At 72.5% G+C, this 17,067-nt stretch carries 16 protein-coding genes; 13 read left to right on the top strand and 3 right to left on the bottom strand.

Annotated elements, in window-relative coordinates; genetic code table 11:
* Window positions 1–14 precede the first annotated feature (14 nt).
* The 3 genes from ACF1FZ_RS31050 to ACF1FZ_RS31040 are packed head-to-tail and all read right to left on the bottom strand — an operon-like array spanning window position 15 to window position 2,206.
* Window positions 15–1,163, bottom strand: a complete 1,149-nt coding sequence (locus ACF1FZ_RS31050; RefSeq protein WP_391776711.1) for an MAB_1171c family putative transporter — start codon at window positions 1,161–1,163, stop codon at window positions 15–17.
* Window positions 1,154–1,669, bottom strand: coding sequence for a hypothetical protein (locus ACF1FZ_RS31045; protein WP_391776710.1), 516 nt, complete (start codon window positions 1,667–1,669; stop codon window positions 1,154–1,156). Before ACF1FZ_RS31045 ends, ACF1FZ_RS31050 begins: the two co-directional genes overlap by 10 nt.
* 60 nt (window positions 1,670–1,729) lie before the next feature.
* Window positions 1,730–2,206, bottom strand: coding sequence for a helix-turn-helix domain-containing protein (locus tag ACF1FZ_RS31040; protein ID WP_364940722.1), 477 nt, complete (start codon window positions 2,204–2,206; stop codon window positions 1,730–1,732).
* 393 nt (window positions 2,207–2,599) lie between these two features.
* Here ACF1FZ_RS31040 and ACF1FZ_RS31035 point away from each other — a divergent pair, with 393 nt between their 5' ends.
* The 13 genes from ACF1FZ_RS31035 (at window position 2,600) to ACF1FZ_RS30975 (ending at window position 17,057) form a co-directional block, all read left to right on the top strand.
* Window positions 2,600–3,079, top strand: coding sequence for a GntR family transcriptional regulator (locus ACF1FZ_RS31035; protein ID WP_391776709.1), 480 nt, complete (start codon window positions 2,600–2,602; stop codon window positions 3,077–3,079).
* 252 nt (window positions 3,080–3,331) lie between these two features.
* Window positions 3,332–3,451 (top strand): keywimysin-related RiPP, encoded by a 120-nt coding sequence (locus ACF1FZ_RS31030; protein ID WP_107069644.1) that lies wholly within the window; start codon window positions 3,332–3,334, stop codon window positions 3,449–3,451.
* Between the two features lie 4 nt (window positions 3,452–3,455).
* Entirely contained in the window at window positions 3,456–5,249 is a 1,794-nt protein-coding gene (locus ACF1FZ_RS31025) for an asparagine synthase-related protein (protein WP_391776708.1), read from the top strand.
* Between the two features lie 12 nt (window positions 5,250–5,261).
* Window positions 5,262–5,513 (top strand): lasso peptide biosynthesis PqqD family chaperone, encoded by a 252-nt coding sequence (locus tag ACF1FZ_RS31020; RefSeq protein WP_391776707.1) that lies wholly within the window; start codon window positions 5,262–5,264, stop codon window positions 5,511–5,513.
* Entirely contained in the window at window positions 5,510–5,950 is a 441-nt protein-coding gene (locus ACF1FZ_RS31015) for a lasso peptide biosynthesis B2 protein (protein WP_391776706.1), read from the top strand. Before ACF1FZ_RS31020 ends, ACF1FZ_RS31015 begins: the two co-directional genes overlap by 4 nt.
* Window positions 5,947–7,893: an ABC transporter ATP-binding protein gene (locus tag ACF1FZ_RS31010; protein WP_391776705.1), complete on the top strand. Its 1,947-nt coding sequence runs from the start codon at window positions 5,947–5,949 to the stop codon at window positions 7,891–7,893. The genes ACF1FZ_RS31015 and ACF1FZ_RS31010 overlap by 4 nt, the downstream gene beginning before the upstream one ends.
* A complete protein-coding gene (locus tag ACF1FZ_RS31005; protein WP_364940739.1) occupies window positions 7,890–8,180 on the top strand; it encodes a helix-turn-helix transcriptional regulator in 291 nt (96 codons plus the stop codon). The genes ACF1FZ_RS31010 and ACF1FZ_RS31005 overlap by 4 nt, the downstream gene beginning before the upstream one ends.
* 123 nt (window positions 8,181–8,303) lie before the next feature.
* Window positions 8,304–8,492, top strand: a complete 189-nt coding sequence (locus ACF1FZ_RS31000) for an FDLD family class I lanthipeptide (protein ID WP_230071712.1) — start codon at window positions 8,304–8,306, stop codon at window positions 8,490–8,492.
* A 100-nt stretch (window positions 8,493–8,592) separates the two neighbouring features.
* Window positions 8,593–9,930 carry a lanthionine synthetase C family protein gene (locus tag ACF1FZ_RS30995; protein WP_391776704.1) on the top strand — a complete coding sequence of 446 codons (1,338 nt, stop codon included), beginning with the start codon at window positions 8,593–8,595 and terminating at the stop codon, window positions 9,928–9,930.
* 5 nt (window positions 9,931–9,935) lie between these two features.
* A complete protein-coding gene (locus ACF1FZ_RS30990) occupies window positions 9,936–13,037 on the top strand; it encodes a lantibiotic dehydratase (RefSeq protein WP_391776703.1) in 3,102 nt (1,033 codons plus the stop codon).
* A complete protein-coding gene (locus ACF1FZ_RS30985; RefSeq protein ID WP_391776702.1) occupies window positions 13,034–14,818 on the top strand; it encodes an ABC transporter ATP-binding protein in 1,785 nt (594 codons plus the stop codon). Before ACF1FZ_RS30990 ends, ACF1FZ_RS30985 begins: the two co-directional genes overlap by 4 nt.
* A gap of 9 nt (window positions 14,819–14,827) precedes the next feature.
* Window positions 14,828–15,775 carry an LLM class flavin-dependent oxidoreductase gene (locus ACF1FZ_RS30980; RefSeq protein WP_391776701.1) on the top strand — a complete coding sequence of 316 codons (948 nt, stop codon included), beginning with the start codon at window positions 14,828–14,830 and terminating at the stop codon, window positions 15,773–15,775.
* A gap of 76 nt (window positions 15,776–15,851) precedes the next feature.
* Complete coding sequence (locus ACF1FZ_RS30975; protein WP_391776700.1) at window positions 15,852–17,057, top strand: erythromycin esterase family protein; 1,206 nt, start codon at window positions 15,852–15,854, stop codon at window positions 17,055–17,057.
* The last annotated feature ends 10 nt before the right edge of the window (window positions 17,058–17,067 follow it).

The raw sequence follows: 17,067 nt of genomic DNA, 5'->3' as shown, positions 1-17,067 counted from the left end.
CGGTGCTCCGTTCCTCACACGCGTAAAGCCGCCAGGGCCTCGGACATCCGAATCAATTGCCGTACGTCGTCTTCCAGTCCGCCGCCCTCGGGACCGTCACCGTCGGGCAACGCTACCGGCACCGCCTGTGACGGGGCCTCCTCTCTCGCTGCGTGTGCTCGCAGTGCCCTGCGCAGATGGAGCGCCGCGACCTCAGGCTCCAGCGGCATCTCGGTGTCCGCCGCCAGCGCCAGATGGGGGCTGATCCGGACCAGGCCGTCCCGGCACTCGATGACGCGTCGGTAATAGCGGCGGTGCACGCTGCGCGGGGTCAGCACGTCCCACCAGCGGTCGGACCGGGTGCGTTCGAGCGCGTCCTCCGGGAACGCGGCGTGCAACTCCGTCCACAGCGGGGCGAGTCCGCGGTACACGCGGCCGTGGTGCCACCACACCCGGATGCTCGCCCACCGTGTCACGAGACCGGGCCAGACCACCCCCGTCACGAACAGCGGGATCGCGAGGTCGAGGGCGAGCTTCGCCCCGACGATCACGGGGTGCGGTATCTCCCCGCCGAGGAGGCGCACGAGTGTCGCGACCTCACGGACCGCGGAGGCGAGCACCATGCCGGCCAGCGCGGCCGTCAGCATCCGCAGCCCGGCCACCAGAGGCCGGCCCGCCAGCCGGGCGTACCGCACCGTCCACACCAGCGCGATGGTCAGGGCGTACGTCAGATAGGCGCCGGCCATGAGGTAGAAGACGGCGACGCCCGGCTCCCGCATGTCGGCGGTGGCGTACGTGTGGCTCCGCTCAACCCCGGGGGTCAGCGCCATCGCCAGCGTGATCACGGCTGCGGTCGCGACGAGTGGCACCGTCTGTCGCCGCACCCGAACGGTCGCGGTCGCCGGGTTCGAGGCAGCGTGGATGAAGAAGCAGCCGAGGAAGTGGCCCGTGCCCAGCAGGCAGAGGTTCTGCGCCAGCTTCGCGGCACCGTCCCCGGTCAGGCCATCCATGAGCCGGGCTCCGGCCGGGACGCCGAAGGGGAAGGAGAGGGCCGCGCACAGCAGGCAGAGGAACACCGCGCGGAGCATACGGTCGGACGGGTCGCGCAGCCCTTGCCTCCCCGTCCAGAGCAGGGAACCGTACAGGACGACGGCGAGCACCACGGAGAGCACGGTCAGAGCCATCCCTGCCGGTCGGCCAGCGCCGTGTGTACCCGGCGCACCGAGGCGTCACCGGGGGCGCGGGGCGTGACCCGGTCGAGGACCGAGGCCCATTCGAGGATGATGGTGGCGACGAGCTCGGCCTCGCGCTCCCGCTCCTCGACGTACGAAGTGCGCCTCAGCGCCCGGTTGATCGCCTCGACGGGCAGATCGGGCAGCAGCTCCTGCCACACGGCGTCGTCCGACTGGTCGCCCGCGTGGTCCGCGAGGATGTGGCCGACCTCGTGCAGGACGATGTGGTCCTGGTGCGCCTGGCTGGTTTCCTTCTGGAAGAAGATGTAGTCCGCGTGGGCTCCGGCGATCCAGAGACCGTAGGGGCCGGGGACGGGCAGGGAGTACGGGACCAGCCGGATCGGCCGTCCGCGGTGCTCGCCGAGGAGCCGGCACAGCTCGGGTACGTGCAGGGGGGGTGTGATGCCCAGCTCTCGCAGGACGGAGCGACACCGCTTGCGTAACCGTCGTTCGTTCAAGGACCTACTCCGCTGGTGGATATCCCGCGTCCTGGTCTGCCATCCAACGGGGTCACACCGTCATGATCCAGGACGATTTCGGCCATCATCCTCAGGCGTACCACCGCGTTCGGCTTGCTCCAGGCGGTAGACGATGTCCAGCAGGTCCATCACCTGTTTGCGGTGTTCCTGCGACAACTGGCCCGCGCGCATGGCCATCAGCTTCACGTCACTGCCCTGGGCGGCCTCGTGCAGCCGTGCCTGCTCGGAGGCGAGTGCCGAGAGCTGCTCCTCGATCCGCGCGCCCGCCTCGTCGTCCACGAAGTAGGCCGTCGGAACGCCGAAGAAGCCAGCCAGTGCCTGAAGATGACGGAGCGTCGGGTTGGTCTTACGGCTCTTGCGCAACTGCCAGATGTACGACTGGGAGATGGAGACGCCGGTCTCCCGGATGGCCGACGCCACCTGCTCGTTGCTGTACTCGTGGGTGGTGTCGGGCCGGACGGTCTCGAAGAGTCGGTTCAGCTTGTCGGCGAAGCTGTGATCGGCGTTCTCCGGCACGGCGTCCACCCCCTTCGGGCCTGATGCAGGGCTCCCGCACACACTCCGGTGCGAGATCCGGGCGGGATCCGGTACGTGTATCGCTGCGTTCTCCACTGAGGTGAATCTGCGCAACGCCCACTCTGGCCGAGCTGGTTGAAGACCGTCAAGCGCCGAGCTACGGTACCGCTGCACCGGCCGTCGACCGACGTGAAAGATCCAGATCACCGAAGAATCGACGTGAGTCGATGCCGGACCAGGAGGGAAGGCGGTGGCAGCCTTCGGCTTCCGACCCGACCACCCGGGAGCCGCCCGTCGCGCTGCCTCGACGCCAGGCCGATCTTCTGCGCCGGCGAGCCGACGGCACGGCGCGCGAGCTTGAGCACAACTTGAGCCTGAAGGGGGATCCACGACATGTCATTAGTGCCGGGAACGGCCCACATCCGCGCCCAGGCCAGCACCGGGGCAGAGCCGCTCTACGCCCGGATCCGGGCGCGACTCAGGATGGACATCGCCGCCGGACGATACGCCCAGGGGGAGCACCTCCCCCCGGCGGACCAGCTCGGCCGGGAGTACGGAGCCAACAAGAACACCATCCTGCGGGCGCTGCGGCTGCTGCGCAGCGAAGGACTTATCGACTTCGGCCGGGGGCGCGGCGCGGTCGTGCTCCACGGCACGCAGCCGATGGACCTCAACGACATCTCCGACCAGTTGCAGCGGGTCGTCAACATCGCCGACGTCTCGGGCATCCCGCGCGCCGCGATCATCTCCGCCATCGAGCGGATGCCCAGGGTGGCCGCCCGCCACGGGCGTACCGCGCGGCACGGCCGGCCGGCCTCCGGGGCCGCCGCGAGCCGGGCTGGTGTCAAGGAAGCTCATGCGGAGCGTGAGTAACAACCCAAGAAGACCATGCTGATCTACCACCCGCGGCCCACCGGATCCGGCTGAGCGGAAGGCTTCTCCTCCCAGGTGGCGACCCCACCGGAGGCGCGGGACCGTACCGACGGGCAGCACCACGGAGGGTGTTGGGCACCGGCCGCACCTTGAGCGGGCGGACGCCCGCGGCCGAGGATCCTCGTGAGCGGTCACCGCATCCCGGGACGGGGCCGGCTCGCCAGAAACCCAGCGAGAGAAGGGATCAGAACCATGGCCAAGAAGGTCTACGAGGTTCCGGCGCTTTCCAAGGCCGGCGACTTCCGCAAGGACACCGGCTTTCTGAAGCGCGGGCCGCACGAGCCCAAGGTCCGTCTGCCTCTGGGCTGGTAGTCCGATGCCAGGCCACGGCGAGGGTTGGTTCGCGCTGTTTCCGGACTGTGAGGCCGCCCTCGCCGTGGCCTCCCGCCTGGAACCGCGCGCCGCACGGACTCTCACACACCCGTCCGGAAACCCGTTCATCGTGGGCGACTGGGCCGGTTCCGTCCACGCCCGCAACAGCCACGGACTCTTCGTGGCGCTCCTCGGGCACACCCCGGTCGGCGCCGCCGAACTCGAGGCGCACCTCGCCGGGGTGCGCGAGATCGAGGCGCTCGACCGGCTGACCGCCCGCCTGCCCGGGGACTTCCACGTCGTCGTCGAGGCCCACGGCGAGATCCACGCCCGTGGCACGGCCGCCGGGCTGCGCCGCCTCTTCCACGCCACCACCGACGGGCTCACCGTCGCCGCCAACCGCGCCGACGTCCTGGCCCGGATGGTCGACGCGCCCGTCGACGAGGACGTCCTCGCGCTGCGCCTGCTGGACTTCGTCCCGCACCCGCTGGGCGATGTCCCGCTCTGGCGCGGGGTCCACGCGGTCGTCCCCGGCGAACTCCTCCGGTTCGGCCGCACCCCCACCCGCACCGCCCGCTGGTGGGAACCGCCGCGCACGCACGTCCCGCTCGCCGAAGGCGCCGAGGCGCTCCGCCGCGCGCTCGACCAGGCGGTACGGACGCGGGTGGAGGCGGCCGGCACCGTCAGCGCCGACCTGTCCGGCGGGCTGGACTCCACCACCGTCTGCGCGCTCGCCGCTCCGGTGAGCGCCGGGCTGCTGCCCGCGCTCACCATGCCGAGCCGGGACCTGGGTGACGACGACGTGCGGTGGGCGCGGCTCGCCGCCGCGGAGATCGACGGCCTCGACCACGTCCTGCTCGACATCGACGAGATCCCGCTCTTCTACAGCGGCCTGCTCGACGTGCGCGGCCCTGTCGACGAACCCCTGCCCACCATCCTCGACCAGCCGCGCCAACTCGTCGGCCACGACGCCCTCCTGGCCGGCGGTTCGCGCCTGCACCTGACCGGTATGGGCGGCGACCACGTCCTGTGGGGGCACCCGGCCCACCACCGCGACCTGCTGACCAGCCGCCCCCTCACGGCGCTGCGCAGCATCCGCGGCTACCGGGCCCAGAACCGCTGGTCGATGCGGGAGACGCTGTCGGTGCTCACCGACCGCCGCCCGTACGGCCAGTGGCTCGCCGACGCTGCCGACGAGATCACCGCGCCGCGTCCCGCCCCGCACAGCCCGGACGTTTTCGGCTGGGACATCCCGCCCCGCCTCCCCGGCTGGGCCACGCCCGACGCGGCCGCCTCCGTACGCCGGAGTCTGCGGGAGGCCGCCCGCACCGCCGAACCGCGCGGCGCGACCCGGGCTCTCCACAACGAACTCCACACCCTGCACCACGGCACGCGCGCAACGCGGATCCTGCACCAGGTCGCCGAACACAGCGGGCTGCCGCTGGCCAGCCCCTTCCTTGACGACGCGGTGGTCGAGGCGTGCTGGTCCGTCCGGTCCGAGGAGCGCGCCACGCCCTGGGACTTCAAACCACTGCTCAAGACCGCGATGCGCGGCCGGGTCCCCGACGCCCTGCTGCGCCGCACGACCAAGGGCGAGGCGTCGGCCGACGCGGCCAACGGCCTGCGCGAGAACCGGGGCCGGCTCGCCGACCTGTGGCGGGACTCGCACCTCGCCACGTCCGGGCTGGTCGACGCCGAGCGGCTCGTGGACATCACCCTGCGGCCCTCGTCTCCCGAACTGCGGCACGGTGGCCTCGACGCCACGCTCGCCTGCGAGATCTGGCTCCGCACCATTTGAAAGGGAAACGCGATGCAACTGCGCGAGGACGTGTCCTTGGTCGACACGGACTACGGCAAGGTCCTGCTCGACGGCGGCACCGGCGAGTACTGGGAGCTCAATCCGACCGGCAGTCTGGTCCTGACGGGCCTGCTCGTCGGCAGACCGGCCGGGGAGATCGCCGCCATGCTCTGCGCCGCGTTCGACGTGGACGGCGACCGTGCGACGGCCGACGTCACCGCGCTCCTGACCGCGCTGTGCGACGCCCGCCTGGTACGGCCATGAGCTTCCACCCCGTGCCGGAGACCCATACCGGGACCACGTTCGCACAGCGCGCCGCCGCCCGCCTCGCCGTGGCGGCGGCCCGCCCCCTGCTCCTGCTGTCCCCCGCCCGGCTCGGACGGTTCCTTCGCCTGTTGGCGCGTGGCGCGCGCCCGGCCGGACACAACCGTACGTACCGGGCGCGCCAGGCGGTCACCACGGTCAGCGCGGTGTGTGCGGGGCGTGAGGGCTGCCTGCCCCGGTCGGTGGCCACGGCGCTGCTGTGCCGGGCCCGGGGGGAGTGGCCCACCTGGTGCGTCGGCGTCCGCGCCGCGCCGCCCTTCGGCGCCCACGCCTGGGTGGAGGCGGAGGGTCTGCTGGTGGGCGAGGAACTGCCCGAGAGCTACTTCCGGGTGCTGATCAGCGTGGGCTCCCGGACCGAGGAGAGGAGCCGCCCATGACGGAACCACCCGTCAGCAGGCCCACGACCGACCCGCTCGCGACCGGGGACTCGCCCGGGCCCACCACCGCTCCCCGGGCCGAGCCTGTGACCGAGCCGACCGCCGGGGTTGCCGGGACCACCCGGGGCGATGAAGGAGGAGAGGACGCCGAGCCGCCCGAGGGCCCCCGCCCCGGCACCGGTGATCTGCTGCGGCTGCTGCGCGGCAGCGGCAGGACCGTCGGCGCCGCGCTCGCACTGACCTTCGTCGGCACCGTGCTCGGCCTGCTCCAGCCCCTTCTGACGATGCGTCTGATCGACCGGGTCACCGCCGACCGGACCTTCTCGCTGCTCGTCGTCGCGCTCGCCGCCCTTTTCCTCGCCCAGGCGGCGCTGGAGGCGTGCGGCCAGTACCTGCTGGACGTGACGGGCGAGAGCGTCGTGCGGCGCCTGCGCCGACGGCTTGTCGAGCGGCTGCTCTTCGTCCGGGTACGCGAGCTCGACGGCCGACGGGTCGGCGACCTGCTGTCGCGCGTCGGCACCGACACCACCGTGCTCCGCGACATGGTGGCGGGCAGCTTCGTGCAACTGGTCACCGTCTCCGTGACCGGCGTCGGCGCGGCCGGACTGATGCTCTGGATCGACCCGGTGATGTTCCTCGTCGTCGCCGCCACGCTGCTGGTCGCCGCCGTCCTCGTTGCCGGGGTGATGGCAGGCATCCGTACCAGTACGGAACAGGCCCTGGCCGGTGTCGGCGCGATGACCGCCGACCTCGAACGCGCCCTCGGCGGCATCCGGACCGTACGGGCCGCCCGCGCCGAGCCCCGGGAGGCAGAGCGCATCGGTACGGACGTGGACACGGCCTACACCGCGGGCGTGCGCTCGGCTCGGCTCGGTTCCGTCGTCGGGCCCGCCATGGAGATCGCGGTCAACGGGTCCTTCCTGCTCGTGCTGCTGATCGGAGCCGTCCGGGTCTCCGGCGGCTCCATGTCCGTCAGCGAACTGGTCGCGTTCCTGCTCTTCGCCACCTACCTCGTCATGCCGCTCGCGGGCCTCTTCAACGCGCTCAGCCTCATCCAGCGCGGCCTCGGGTCGCTCCGCCGCATCGAGGACGTCCTCCGGCTGCCCGTCGAAGGCTCCGAGGGGGCCGACCCGAGCGCGCCGGCCCCGGCCGCCGTCCCCTCCGGCCCGGTCTCCTCGCCCCTGCTCGACGTGCGCGGCGTCGCGTTCTCCTACGGGGACCGGCCCGTGCTGCGCGACGTCTCCTTCTCCGTGCCCCGGACCGGGGTCATCGCTCTCGTCGGACGGTCCGGCGCGGGGAAGACCACGCTTGTCTCGCTCGTCGAGAAGTTTTACGAGCCCGACCACGGACAGCTCCTCTTCGACGGCGAGGAGCTCCGCGGAGTCGCCCCCCGCGCCCATCGCGCCCGTATCGGCCTGGTCGAGCAGCATGCGCCCCTGCTCTACGGAACACTGCGCGACAATCTCACCTACGCGAGCCCGGAAGCCGACGAGGAGGAAATTCTCGAAACGCTGCGGATGGTGAATCTGGCCGAACTCGTCGAACGCCTTCCGGACGGCCTGGAAACCGCAGTCGGAGACCGCGGCTTCAACCTTTCCGGCGGCGAACGCCAGCGCGTCGCCATCGCCCGCGCGCTGCTTCCCAGGCCCGAACTCGTCCTGCTCGACGAACCCACCTCACAACTCGACCCGATCAACGAAGGCGACCTCACCGACATGCTCCGCGGCATCTCCCGGGAACGTGCGCTGCTCGTTGTTGCGCACCGCATGTCGACCGTGCGCGCGGCCGACCGGATCGTCGTCCTGGACGACGGCCGCGTCAGCGCCGTCGGCACCCACGAACAGCTGCTCACTGAGGACCCGTTCTACCGCAGGCTGACCACCGACCACCTCACGCGGCCGCTGGACAGGGCCGCCGCAGACAGGAGCGTCGCAGCACCGTGAGCGAGACCGAGACACCGCACGCCGCACCCGCCCGCGCGCCGGGCGGGCCGCACTGGAAAACGGCGCTGGGACGCGTCGGCCGGCTCACCCCGCGGGAGCAGGAGACCTTTCTGCTGCTCGCCGAGGGGCTCTCGAACGAGTCGATGGCGCAGCGCCTGCACGTCACCGAGAGAACCGTGCGCGCACATGTCGCCGCCGTCATGGAGAAACTGGAACTCTCGTCCCGCCTCGCCGTGTGCCTGGCTTCCTACGCATTCGCCACGGAAGGAATTCCCCGGCCGGTGTGAATATTGTCGCCACGGCCAATGGAAGAGACGAACGCGATTCGACAGGATTTCTCCAGCGCCGGGAAATCACCGGCGTCCCCGGCGGATTCGGCCGCCGGGAAAGGAACTCCGAAAGGAAGAGCCATGTCGGACGCATTCGACCTGGACGCCCGTATCTCCGCCCCCGCCGCCGGCCCCGCCGGTGAGCAGGCGCCCCCGCCGTCGATCTCGACGATCGCCACCCGCACCGTCTGCACCCGGGTTGGCTGCAGCGTCACCAAGACGTGTGCCTGCACCTCGATGTGCACGATCCTCTGCGTGGCCCCCAAGTAGGCACGGGCTGAACGTCTGACGGGTGCTGCCGTGGTGGAGACACGGCAGCACCCGTCGACGCAGCGCGAGCAGCACGCCGAACAGACAGGACTGGACTGACATGCACCTCGCCCACCACGGTACCGACACCTGGGCCGGCACGGCAGACCCCGCACTCGTGCGCCGCGCGCAGACGGCCGTCAGCCAGGTCGTGGCCGCGACCGCGACCCCCGCCCAGCTCGACGACCTCGCGCTCCGCGCAGCCGAACAGAGCGACACCTCCGGCGCCTGGTACCCGCCCAGTCTCACCCACGGCCTGGCCGGTTCGGCCCTCCTCCACCTGTACGCCGCCCGCGCCGGGCTCGGTGAACCGGAGACCGCGTACACCCACATACGCGAGGCGGTCCTGTCCACCCAGATCGAACCCCTGGAGCACCACGGCCTGTTTGCCGGCACCAGCGGTCTCGCTCTCGCCCTCACCGACATCGCCCGGGACGAGCCCCGCTTCGGGCCCAGCCTCGACCGGCTCAACGAGCAGCTCGCCGAGCAGATCCTCGCCGCGCCCCCGCACCGGATCGAGCGCTCCGTCAGCGACCTCGACTACGACCTGGTCACCGGAGCCGCCGGCACCCTCGCCCACCTCGGCGCCGTCCCCGATCCCTCGCCCCGGGTCGCCGAGACCGTCGCCGTGCTTGTGGACCACCTCGTCTGGCTCGCCGGACCCGCCGAGACCGACGGCACCCCGCACCGCTGGCTCATCACCCCGGCGCACTACCCGCCCGTCGGCGACTACCACGTCAGGTACCCGCACGGATATCTCAACCTCGGCCTCTCGCACGGCGCTCCGGGCGTGGCCGCAGCCCTCGCCGCCGCCTGGGAGGCGGGCCACCGCAGGCCCGGCCAGCGCGAGGCCGTCGCCCACCTCACCCGGTGGATCCGGGACCGGGCCGGCACCGACGAGCACGGCCCCGTTTGGGGCGACGGCGTCCCCGTCGACGAGCACGGCCACGAGGCCGCCACCGGCCGCGGACACGACCGGATCGCCTGGTGCTACGGCACGGTCGGCGTCGCGGGCGCCCTGCTGACCGTCGCCGAGGCAACCGCCGACGAGGAACTCCGCACCGCCGCCGTCGCCGCCTTCGATGGCGCGCTCGCCCGTGCCGGACACCTGCGGCCGCTCTCGCCCACGCTCTGCCACGGGCTCGCCGGACTCGTCATGCTCACCCTGGAGTTCGCGCCGCACAGCACCGCTGCCCGCGACCGGCTGCCGACCCTCGTCGGGGAACTGCTCGACGACCACGACGCGGCACGTCCGCTCGGCTTCGCCGACCTGGAGGACCCCGACGTGCCCGTCGACGACCCGGGGCTCCTCACCGGCGCCACCGGCGTGGCCCTCACCCTGCTCGCCGCCCTCGGCGAGCAGCGGCCCCTCTGGTTCCGCGTCTTCCTCGCCCGGTGATGCCCATGCCGTCCTACGAGCCCGCTGGCTTCTTCCTGCTGCGAGCCCCGGTCTTGCCCGCCCGCACCTTCCTCGACCTCACCGAGGACCCGGCCCGCACCCCGGGTGCCCTCGTCGAACGGGCCCGCCGCCCTGACGTCGCCCGCGCCCTGCTCGTCGCCAGCGAGGACCTGGCCGGCAGCCTTGACCGCCTCGACGAGCTGCCCGAGAAGCGCGTCCGCCGCCTCCGCTCCGGGCTGTTGCGCTACCTGACCCGCATGGCGACCCGGCCCACCCCCTTCGGAGCCTTCTCCGGCGTCGCGATGGGCGAGTTCGGCGCCGCCACCACCGCCCGGCTCGGCCGGCCCGAGGACCACCGGCTGCACGTCCGGGCCGACATGGGCTGGCTGCTGGCGCTCATCGAGAAGCTGGAGGAGGACGCGGACCTTCTGCGCCGGCTCCACCTCGTCCTCAACCCGACGGCCGCCCGCGCGGGCGACCGCGTCGTCCTGCCGCAGGCCGACAAGTACGGCCGCCACGACGAGCGGACCGTCCGCGTCCGGGCCACCCCCGCCGTCGACCTCGTCATGCGGACGGCCGCCGTGCCGGTCCCGTACGAGCGGCTCACCGCCGAACTCGCCGCCGCCTTCCCCGACGTGCCCGCCGAGACCGTCGAGGGCCTGGTCCGGCAGCTCTGGGACCTCGGCTTCCTCATCGGCGACCTGCGGCCGCCGCAGACCGCGGGGCGCCCCGAGCACCACGTCCTGAAGAAGCTGACCGACGTCCCCGCCGCCGCGACCACCGCCGAACGGCTCCGTGCCGTCGCCGACCTCGCCGACCGGGTTCACGACACCGCCTCGCTGCGCGCGCTCGCGGCGGCGCAGGACGAACTCGTGCCCGGTCACAGCGGGCGGAGCTATCAGGCCGACACCCTCCTCGACCTGCGCGAGCCGGTCCTCGACGCCTCGGTCGGACAGGCCGCGGCCGACGCCGTCGGCGTCCTGATGCGGCTCAGCGCCGCCCAGGGCAGGCGCGACCATCTGACGCGCTACCGCGAGGAGTTCACCGAGCGGTACGGCGCCGGGACCCGCGTTCCGGTCCTCAGCCTGCTCAGCCCCGACACCGGCCTGGACGCGCCGCCGACGTACACCAATCCGCCGCGCTCCATCGAGCTGCCCACCGCGCCGCCCGACGACACCGCCCGTCTGGACGGCGCGCTCGTCGAGTTCGCCCAGCAGGCGTGGTGGGACCGGGCCGACGAGGTCGAGCTGACCGACGCCTGGCTCGACCGGCTCGCCCCGCCCGGCCCCATGCCCGACCCGCCGCCCGCGATGGAGGCGTACCTCCAGATCCACTCCGCCGACCGGCAGGCCCTGGACCGGGGGGAGTGGCGGGCGGTCCTGCGTCACGACAGCCTCACCTACGGAGGACGCACCTTCGGCCGCTTCGGCCACCTGCTCGGCGAGGACGCCGTGGAACGGCTCCGGGGATACGCGCGGCGCGAGGAGGCCCTCTTCCCCGACGTCGCCTACGCCGAGCTCGCCTTCCTGCCGCCGTACGGCCGCGCCGCCAACGTGACGCTCCGCCCGGCCGTCCGGCCCTACGAGATCCCCGTCAACACGGCCCCGTCGGTGGGCCCGGACCGGGTCGTGCCGCTGGACGACATCCTGGTCGGCGTCTCCGGGGACCGCTTCCACCTGTGGTCGCGCCGGCTCGACCGGGAGATCGTCGTGGCCCAGCACCACATGCTCAGCCCGACCCTCGCCCCGAACGTCGCCCGTTTCCTGATCGAGGCGTCCCTGGACGGCCACATCCTGCCGACCGGCTTCCACTGGGGACCGGCGGAGGCGGCTCCGTTCCTGCCGCGTGTCAGCCGCGGCAAGGTCGTCCTGCGGCCCGCCCAGTGGCGGCTCGCCGCCGGCGCCGTCGACGACCTCGACGACCTCGACGGCTGGCGGGTCCGGTGGCGGGTGCCCCGGCACGTCTACCTCGTCGAGGCCGACCAGCGGCTGCTCCTCGACCTCGACCACCCCGCCTGCCGCGAGGAGCTCAGGGCGGAGTCGGCCAAGCGGACGAACGTCGTGCTGCACGAGATGCTGCCGTCCTTCGACGGCATGTGGCTCCAGGACGAGGCGGGCGAGCGCTACGCCGCCGAGGTCGTCGTGCCCGTCGTCGCCCGCGACGCCGTGCGCGCCACGCGAGCGCCCGTGCCGCGCCACCGCCGGGAGGTACCGGTGGAGCGCCATGCTCCCGGCGGCCCCTGGACCTTCCTCAAGGTCTACGCGGCGCCCGAACGGCAGGACGAGATCATCGCCGGCCCGCTCCTGGACCTGGTCGGAGAACTGGCCGCCCAGGAGCTCCTGGACCGCTGGTTCTACATCCGGTACGCCGACCCCTTCCCGCACCTGCGGCTGCGGGTGCGCGGCACCGACCCGGTCCGTACCCTCACCCAGGTCACCGCGTGGGGCCGGAGCCTCGTCGACCTCGGGCTCGCCCGCGACATCGAACTCGCCGCATACGCACCGGAGATCGCCCGTTACGGCGGCCCCGACGTCTTCGACGCGGCCGAACGGCTCTTCCGCGCCAACAGCGAGGCGACCGCCCTGCTGCTGTCCCGGCGGCTCGACATCAGGCCCGAGTTCCTCGCCGTCGCCGCTCTCGACACCCTCCACGTCCAGTGGGGCGTCGACCTCTCCCCGTACGCGGACCACGGCACCGGCCCGGACGAGGCCCATGTCCGCGACAGCCGCGCCCTGTTCCGTGCCCACCGCGACTACCTCTGCGAACTCCTCAGCCCCTGGGACCGCGACCCGCACCCGGAGGGCCGGGCCCACCGGTCTCTGCTCCAGGAGACCTTCGGGGCACAGGCGCCCGCGGTGGCGGAGACCGTGGAGGCGGTGCGAGCGGCCGCCCGGCAGGACGTCCTCGTCGGCTCCGAGGAGCAGGTCCTCGCCAGCCTGGCCCACATGCAGATCAACCGGCTGCTGCCCATCGACCTCGACCGGGAGGCCCGCAGCCACGCTCTGTGGGCCCACGTCCGACGCGCGCTCCGCGGCCGCGAGGCCGCCGCCGGCGTCCCGACGACGAGCACGGCGCACACGGCGGCGGCGGGGGAGGTGCGCGGATGATCTGGCTGCGCGTCAGCGGACTGTTCTGGCGGCTCAGTCCGCTGCGGGTGACGGCCTTCACGGTCGTCTCCGTCCTGCTCGCCCTGATCCCGGCCGCCCAGATCGGGCTCGTCGCCGCCGCCGTGCAGGGCGTGGCCGACGCCGTCACCGGCGACCCGGACGCCGGACGCACGGCTCTTCTCGCGGGCGGTGCGCTGCTGGGCGTGGGCCTGGTCAATCACGTCCTCGGCACCTTTCTCCAGTACCTCGACACCCTGCTGCGCCTGGAGCTCACCGCCCGCGTGGGCGAGTGGGTGATGCGCAAGGGAACCCGGCTCGACCTGGAGCAGTACGAGGACGCCGAGATCTACGACACGATGCAGCGCGCCTTCCAGGAGAGCAGCGGCGGCCGCGTCTACCAGGTCTTCACCCAGCTCCTGGAGGTCGCCCGGGAGCTGGTCACGCTGGCGACGGTCAGCATCGTGCTCTTCACCTGGAGCCCCTGGATCGCCCTGGTGATCCTGGTCTCGCCCGTCCCGTCCGTGATCTCGTACATGTTCTTCAGCCACAAGGCGTACGAGATCGAGTACGAACGGGCCCCCGACCGCCGTCGCCTGTACTACTACCAGCACCTCACGACCACCGACCACACCTACAAGGAGGTGCGCCTCTTCCAGCTCGGGCCGCACCTCCTGGAGCGGTACACCCGGCTCGTGCGGACCTTCTTCGACGTGGACCGGCGCCTTGCCCGCCAGCAGTCCGTACTCGGCGGTGTCCTCGGTCTGGTCAGCGTCGCCGCCTCGTCAGGCGCCGTGCTCTGGGCCATCCACACCACTACCGAAGCGGGCCAGGTCGGCCAGCTCGCCGGCTACCTCCAGGCGGTCGGCTCGATCCAGGTCTCCGCGCACGGCATGCTGCTCGGTATCGCCGCCCTCTACAAGGACAGCCTCTTCCTCGGCAACCTCTTCGCCTTCTTCGCCCTGCCCGAACGCCGGCTCAAGGGCGGCACCCGGCCCTTCCCGGACACGCTCCGCAAGGGCATCGAGTTCCGGGACGTGCGCTTCGTCTACCCCGGCACCGGCCGTGTCGTCCTCGACGGCGTCAGCTTCACCCTGCCGGCCGGTGAGTGCGTCGCCCTCGTCGGGCAGAACGGCGCCGGCAAGACCACCCTCGTCAAGCTCCTCACCCGCCTCTACGAACCGACGAGCGGGCAGATCCTCGTCGACGACGTGCCCATCGAGGAGTACGACCTCGACGATCTGCAACGCCACATGGGCGTCATCTTCCAGGACTTCATCCGCTACGAGCTGCCCGTCCGCGACAACATCGGCTTCGGCCGCGTCGAGGCCCGCGAGGACACCGCACGCATCGCGGAGGCGGCCCGCGCGGGCGGCGCTTCGGCGATCGTGGACGAGCTCCCGCAGGGCCACGACACCGTCCTCGGCCGCCACTTCGAGGACGGGCACCAGCTCTCCGGCGGACAGTGGCAGAAGATCGCCCTCAGCCGCGCCTTCATGAGGCGCGCCCCCGTCGTCGTCCTCGACGAGCCGACCGCGGCGATCGACGCCGAGGCCGAAGCCGAGATCTTCTCCCGGCTCCGGGACGTCGCCCGCGGCGCCACCTCCCTCGTCATCGCCCACCGCTTCTCCACGGTCCGGATGGCCGACCGGATCGTCGTCCTGGAGAACGGGAGGGTCATCGAGGACGGCGTCCACCAGGACCTGCTGCGAGCCGACGGCGTCTACGCCCGTCTCTTCCGAATCCAGGCTTCGGGCTACCTGACCGAAGCCGCGTCCTCCTGAGGCCGAACGATGCGCGTATCCGTCCTGTACCCCCTCATGCCGACGGACCCCGAGTCCCTCGTCCCGTTCGCCGCACTCGTCCGCGACAGCGGGGCCGTCCGCCTCTGGCAGGGCCAGTCGCTGAGCGCGGACACCCAGCAGGTCTTCGCCTATCTGGCCGGGCGGGGATACCGCGTCCCGGTCGGCACCAGCGTCGTCCTGATGCCGCTGCGGCACCCCATGGAGGCCGCGATCCAGTCCCGCTCCCTCGCGCTGCTCACCGGGCACCCCACCGTTCTCGGGCTCGGCCCCGCGACCCCGGACTTCGTCGCGGGACTGCACGGCAAGCCGTACGACAGCCCGCGCGACGCCTGCCTCGCCTACCTCCGGGAGGTGCGGCGGCTGCTCGGCCCCGAGGACGACGACGGCGCCATCCGGCTCCCCTCACTGGCGCACCCCGGCGTCAAGACCGGACTCGGCGTGCTGCGTCCCGCGCTCGCACGCGCCGCCGGGCAGGTCGCGGACGCCGCGATCAGCTGGATGACCCCGCACGGCTACGTCCAGGACACCCTGCTGCCCGCCATGGCCAAGGGCGCCGCCGAGGCGGGCCGCCCCGTGCCGCGGGTCGTCACCGTTGTGCACGCCGCCGTCGATCGCCCGCACCGCAACCCGTACCGTCTCGCCTACACGGCCGCACGCGCCCACCTCGCCGGACCCCACTACACCGACATGCTCCGCCGCGCCGGGCTGCGCGTGCACCACAGCCGCCCGAACCTCGGCGCCCGCGCCCTCGTCGACGCCGGCGTCTTCCTGCACGGCACCCCCCGCGAGATCGCCGCCGGACTGGCCGAATACGGACGCGCGGGCGTGGACGAAGTTGTCGTCAACGTCGCGGGCGTGTATTCCGACCATGGCCGAGAGGACGCCGTACGAGACCTCAGGGAGATCCTGACGGCGTGCCGTGAGGCCGAGAGCTGATACACGATCGCGTGCGGCGACACGGGCGGGCCGCAGGGGCCACGCCACGCCGCACGCAGGGAGGAGGGGCACCCCGGTGCCCGACGAGATCGCCCGCTGGCTGACCGAGCACGCCCGCCCCCTGGACACGCTGACCCCAGGTGCGCCCACCGACGACCTGAAGCCGCTGGGGGAGACGCTGCGCGGCGCCCGGATCGTCGGCCTCGGCGAATCCACCCACGGCACAGCCGAGTTCTTCCGGCTCAAGCACCGGATCATGGAGTTCCTGGTCCGCGAGGAAGGATTTACCACCCTCGCCATGGAGGCCAGCGAGTCCGCCGCCCGCGCTCTGGACGCCTACGTCCGGCACGGCGTCGGAGACCCGACGCGGCTCGTTGCCCGGCTCGGCTTCTGGACCTGGCGCACGCGGGAGATGGTCGACCTCGTCGAGTGGCTCCACGCGCACAACCGGGACCTGGCCGAGGAGCGCCGGGTCCGCTTCGTCGGCATCGACCCGCAGCGCGGCGCCGACTCGGTCGAGGCCGTGACGTCCTTCCTGCGCGCGCACGCGCCCGGACGCGAGGAGGACGCCCGCGCCCTGGAGGTCCTGATCCACGCCCGCCCCGGCTCGCGCCCCGACCCCGAACAGGAGCTCCGGCAGCGCGCCGAGGACGTCACCCGCCACCTCGCCGACCACGCCGACGCCGACGACGAGCTCGTGGAGCACGCGCGGATCCTTGTCCGCGCCGCAGATCTCGTGACCCGCTCGCTCGACCAGTCCGGCGGGGAGGAGAGCGCCTTCGCCGTGCGCGACCGCGCCATGGCCGATGCCGTCGTCCGCCTCGTGGACGCCGATCCGGCGGCCCGGGTCATGGTCTGGGCGCACAACGGTCACCTCGCGAAGGGCACGTACGGGGACCGGGTCACCGCGCTCGGCAGCAGGCTCCGTGAGCGTTACGGTGACCGCTACTACGCCCTGGCCCTGCTCTTCGGCAAGGGCTCCTTCCTCGCCCGCAGGGGCGACCACCTGCAGGCCCCTCCTGTACGGCACCGCATCGGCACCGGAACCCGGTCCATCGAGGCACGGCTCGCCGACGCCCTGAAGGGCGACTACTACATCGACCTGCGCTGCACCGCCCCCTGGCTGCACGCGCCACAGGCACAGCGCAGCTTCGGCGCCAACGTGCCGCGGTTCTCCTACCGCTTCCACACCGCGCCGCTCGTACCGGCGAAGGACTACGACGGCATCGCTTTCGTCGCCCGCTCGACCTGCTCACACCCGCTGCCGCAGGCTGAGAAATGAGGGCAGACCT

This window comes from Streptomyces sp. NPDC014623 (assembly GCF_043088245.1).
Classification (GTDB): domain Bacteria; phylum Actinomycetota; class Actinomycetes; order Streptomycetales; family Streptomycetaceae; genus Streptomyces.
This window is presented reverse-complemented; position numbering and strand designations above follow the sequence as displayed.

Bases quoted from the DNA above. Each gene is read 5' to 3' on its own strand.
- ACF1FZ_RS31050 (WP_391776711.1), bottom strand. From the start codon at position 1,163: ATGGCTCTGACCGTGCTCTCCGTGGTGCTCGCCGTCGTCCTGTACGGT.
- ACF1FZ_RS31035 (WP_391776709.1), top strand. From the start codon at position 2,600: ATGTCATTAGTGCCGGGAACGGCCCACATCCGCGCCCAGGCCAGCACC.
- ACF1FZ_RS31030 (WP_107069644.1), top strand. From the start codon at position 3,332: ATGGCCAAGAAGGTCTACGAGGTTCCGGCGCTTTCCAAGGCCGGCGAC.
- ACF1FZ_RS31025 (WP_391776708.1), top strand. From the start codon at position 3,456: ATGCCAGGCCACGGCGAGGGTTGGTTCGCGCTGTTTCCGGACTGTGAG.
- ACF1FZ_RS31020 (WP_391776707.1), top strand. From the start codon at position 5,262: ATGCAACTGCGCGAGGACGTGTCCTTGGTCGACACGGACTACGGCAAG.
- ACF1FZ_RS31015 (WP_391776706.1), top strand. From the start codon at position 5,510: ATGAGCTTCCACCCCGTGCCGGAGACCCATACCGGGACCACGTTCGCA.
- ACF1FZ_RS31010 (WP_391776705.1), top strand. From the start codon at position 5,947: ATGACGGAACCACCCGTCAGCAGGCCCACGACCGACCCGCTCGCGACC.
- ACF1FZ_RS31000 (WP_230071712.1), top strand. From the start codon at position 8,304: ATGTCGGACGCATTCGACCTGGACGCCCGTATCTCCGCCCCCGCCGCC.
- ACF1FZ_RS30995 (WP_391776704.1), top strand. From the start codon at position 8,593: ATGCACCTCGCCCACCACGGTACCGACACCTGGGCCGGCACGGCAGAC.
- ACF1FZ_RS30990 (WP_391776703.1), top strand. From the start codon at position 9,936: ATGCCGTCCTACGAGCCCGCTGGCTTCTTCCTGCTGCGAGCCCCGGTC.
- ACF1FZ_RS30985 (WP_391776702.1), top strand. From the start codon at position 13,034: ATGATCTGGCTGCGCGTCAGCGGACTGTTCTGGCGGCTCAGTCCGCTG.
- ACF1FZ_RS30980 (WP_391776701.1), top strand. From the start codon at position 14,828: ATGCGCGTATCCGTCCTGTACCCCCTCATGCCGACGGACCCCGAGTCC.